At 35.9% G+C, this 3,160-nt stretch carries 3 protein-coding genes and 1 pseudogene; 1 reads left to right on the forward strand and 3 read right to left on the reverse strand.

Annotated features, from left to right (window positions below; all coding sequences use genetic code 11):
* Positions 1 to 390: hypothetical protein (locus BZK14_RS12850; protein WP_143691483.1), on the reverse strand; the 390-nt coding region annotated here is incomplete at its 3' end.
* A 301-nt stretch (positions 391 to 691) separates the two neighbouring features.
* Between BZK14_RS12850 and BZK14_RS12855 the strand changes: the two genes are divergently transcribed.
* A complete protein-coding gene (locus BZK14_RS12855; protein ID WP_077926859.1) occupies positions 692 to 2,137 on the forward strand; it encodes a catalase in 1,446 nt (481 codons plus the stop codon).
* A gap of 73 nt (positions 2,138 to 2,210) precedes the next feature.
* Here the strand turns inward: BZK14_RS12855 and BZK14_RS12860 are convergent, their stop codons facing one another.
* Positions 2,211 to 2,732, reverse strand: a complete 522-nt coding sequence (locus BZK14_RS12860) for a GNAT family N-acetyltransferase (protein ID WP_077926860.1) — start codon at positions 2,730 to 2,732, stop codon at positions 2,211 to 2,213.
* A gap of 24 nt (positions 2,733 to 2,756) precedes the next feature.
* Positions 2,757 to 3,160 (reverse strand): annotated as a pseudogene (locus BZK14_RS13405) (FUSC family protein); the annotation flags it as partial.

Genomic DNA, 3,160 nt, shown 5'->3' on the forward strand with positions numbered 1-3,160 from the left:
GCCTCTTCCCATAAGTCTGACAGCTTCTGAATCTTTACCAAGATAGATATACTCGCTGTATTCATCATTATTTTTATCTTTAAAATCTCCTGAGCGTATATGATAGTCACCTGCGCTCACAGGGTAATAAGATAAACGATAACCATCTTTACTTAAATGCCATTGACCTTGGGTATCGGGTTTTCGTTGCCAGTCATCATAATCATATTTTTCTACTTTAAATAAGTTTTGTAATTGATCTGTTTTGAATACTTGTGGTGAATCAAAAAATACAGTAATTGTTTCTTGATCATTGAATTTTGCTAAATTAATGGATTCTACTTGAGCATAGGCAAACATGGGGAGCATGGATAGCGAAGCAGCAAGTAAAGATTTTTTGAAGAGTTTCATTAATATCTTCCTATGGCGTTATAAAATCATGTAATTATCGCATATTGTTGATTAAGAATAAGATCACATATTAATAAACATTATTTATTTTATAGAAATTATTAAAATATTTATAGTATTGATTTATATAAATATATTATTTTATTGTTGGTGTTATTAAAAAGTTATCCACAAAAAATGCTTTTTATCTATAAATATTGCTTATAAGGCAAAGATAAACTCTTAATTAGCCAGCGCTCATTTACTTGATTAGAATTTATTCATGATTTTAAGCATTCACTTCACTAAGGAGAAATAATAAATGAGTAAAACTATTTTAACGAGCGCGAGCGGCGCACCCATTGCAGATAACCAGAACTCTATTACAGCAGGTCGTCGTGGTCCTGTTTCATTAGAAGATTATCATTTAGTTGAGAAATTAGCTCATTTTAACCGTGAAAATATTCCTGAGCGTCGTGTTCATGCAAAGGGTGGTGGTGCACATGGCGTTTTTACTGTAACGAATGATGTGACTAAATACTCTTATGCTGCTTTTTTATCAGAAATTGGCAAAGAAACACCTATGTTTGTGCGCTTTTCAACGGTTGGTGGTGAACGTGGTTCTGCTGATACAGCACGTGACCCTCGTGGTTTTGCTGTGAAGTTTTATACAGAAGAAGGCAACTTTGATGTTGTGGGTAATAATACGCCTGTGTTCTTTATTCGTGATGCAATCAAATTTCCTGATTTTATTCACACACAAAAACGTGATCCACGCACAAACTTGAAGTCGCCTCGTGCAATGTGGGATTTCTGGTCGTTATCTCCTGAATCATTGCATCAAGTGACAATCTTATTCTCAGATCGTGGTATTCCAGATGGCTTCCGCCACATGCACGGTTATGGTAGCCATACTTATAGCTTAGTGAATAAAGATGGTGTGCGTACTTGGATCAAATGGCACTTTAGAACCAAACAAGGTATTAAGAATATTCATCCTAAAGTAGCGGAAGAATTAGGTGGTACAAATCCTGATTATGCACAGGATGATTTATATCATGCAATTGAATCAGGCAACTATCCTAAATGGGGTGTTTATATTCAAGTGATGAGTGAAGAGGAGGCAGCTAATCGCGCTGAAAATCCTTTTGATGTCACAAAGGTTTGGTCACAGAAAGAGTATCCTTTGATTGAGGTGGGTGAGTTTGTCTTAAACCGTAACCCTGATAACTACTTTGCAGATGTTGAACAAGTGGCAATGTCACCAAGTAACGTGATTCCTGGCACAGGTTTATCGCCAGATCGTATGTTACAAGGTCGTGTATTTGCTTATGCAGATGCTCAGCGTTATCGCATTGGTACAAATTACCAGCAGTTGCCAGTAAATGCGCCAAAATGCCCGTACCATAATTATCAACGTGATGGCGCAATGCGTTTTGATGGCAATCAAGGTAGTGCACCAAACTACGAGCCAAATAGTTTTGATAATGCACCAAAACAAACCAATGAGAAAGCACCTGCTTACAATCAAGGTCAAGATGGTGCGGTTTATCAATATGATCATCGTGAAGATAATGATTACTACAGCCAAGCAGGTGATTTATTCCGTTTGATGAATGATGAGCAAAAACAGTTATTGATTGATAACTTAGTTGGTGCAATGGCAGGTGTTGATGAATATATTCAACGTAGACAAATTGAGCATTTCGTGAAGGCTGATCCGGCTTATGGTGAAGGCGTGGCGAAAGGTTTGGGATTGAAACTTTAATTTAAAAACTAAGGCAACATAAAAAATGCCCAATGATTATCATTGGGCATTTTTGTATAGATTGAGGAAAGGATTAGAGCTGTTTTTGCATTGCGCATCGGCTATGTGGTTCAAAACCAGATTCAATTTCTTCATCTAAAATATCTGTTAAGAAGATCGATAATGCTTCATCTTCTAATTTTTCATAACCTTGTCTTTCATAGAAAGGTGCATTCCATGGTATATCTTTAAATGTAGTGAGCGTAATAATAGTGATACCGCGTTCTTGCATAATCTGTTCTACTGCTTGCAATAGTGCACGCCCAACACCTTGGCTTTGCCAAGCTTCAGTCACAGATAATTCACAAATATGGAATGTTTTATTATATTCCACACCATTGATGAATCCTACGGGAATATCATCATGCACAGCTACCCAGCTATTTCTAGCTTGTATATAATTTTGGTGTAGTGATGCGGGTTGAACATCATGATCAGCCAACCACGCCAATTCCTGATTTTGTTTAAAAATTTGAGCTGCTGATCGTTCAATTTCTGGCAGATATTCTACATCACCTGATCGTGCTTCTCGAATTTGAATGGATAGTTCGTCCATGGACACAATAACCTACATAATTAACTAAATATTCGGGGAGTGTACGCTAAAAGCAGATTGTAGCGTATTAATTTCTCTCTCAATACTATAAAAATTTGGTATTGAAGGCACTTGAATGAATTTTATTGGTTCTTTAAACTGAGCAGAATTTGCTAATATTTCAAATAGATAAAGTATTTTTGATAATTCATCATCTGTTAATATTGGTCGATCGGGATTTTCTGCCGCATGTTCTAATAAGAAGGCCAATTTTTCCATAGAATAAATGATTGGCCAATAATATTCAATGAGGGCTTTATTTTTGGGAATTTCGCCAATTGCAGCAGTATAAAGCGCTGTTAAATTAGATAAATTAGTTTTTAATTTAATTAAACGTGTTTGGATTTGTCGCTGAGTATTTAATTTAGGCTCAGAAAAAAGTAATAGAA

The organism is Wohlfahrtiimonas larvae (genome assembly GCF_002006755.1).
GTDB classification, from domain to species: Bacteria; Pseudomonadota; Gammaproteobacteria; order Cardiobacteriales; family Wohlfahrtiimonadaceae; genus Wohlfahrtiimonas; species Wohlfahrtiimonas larvae.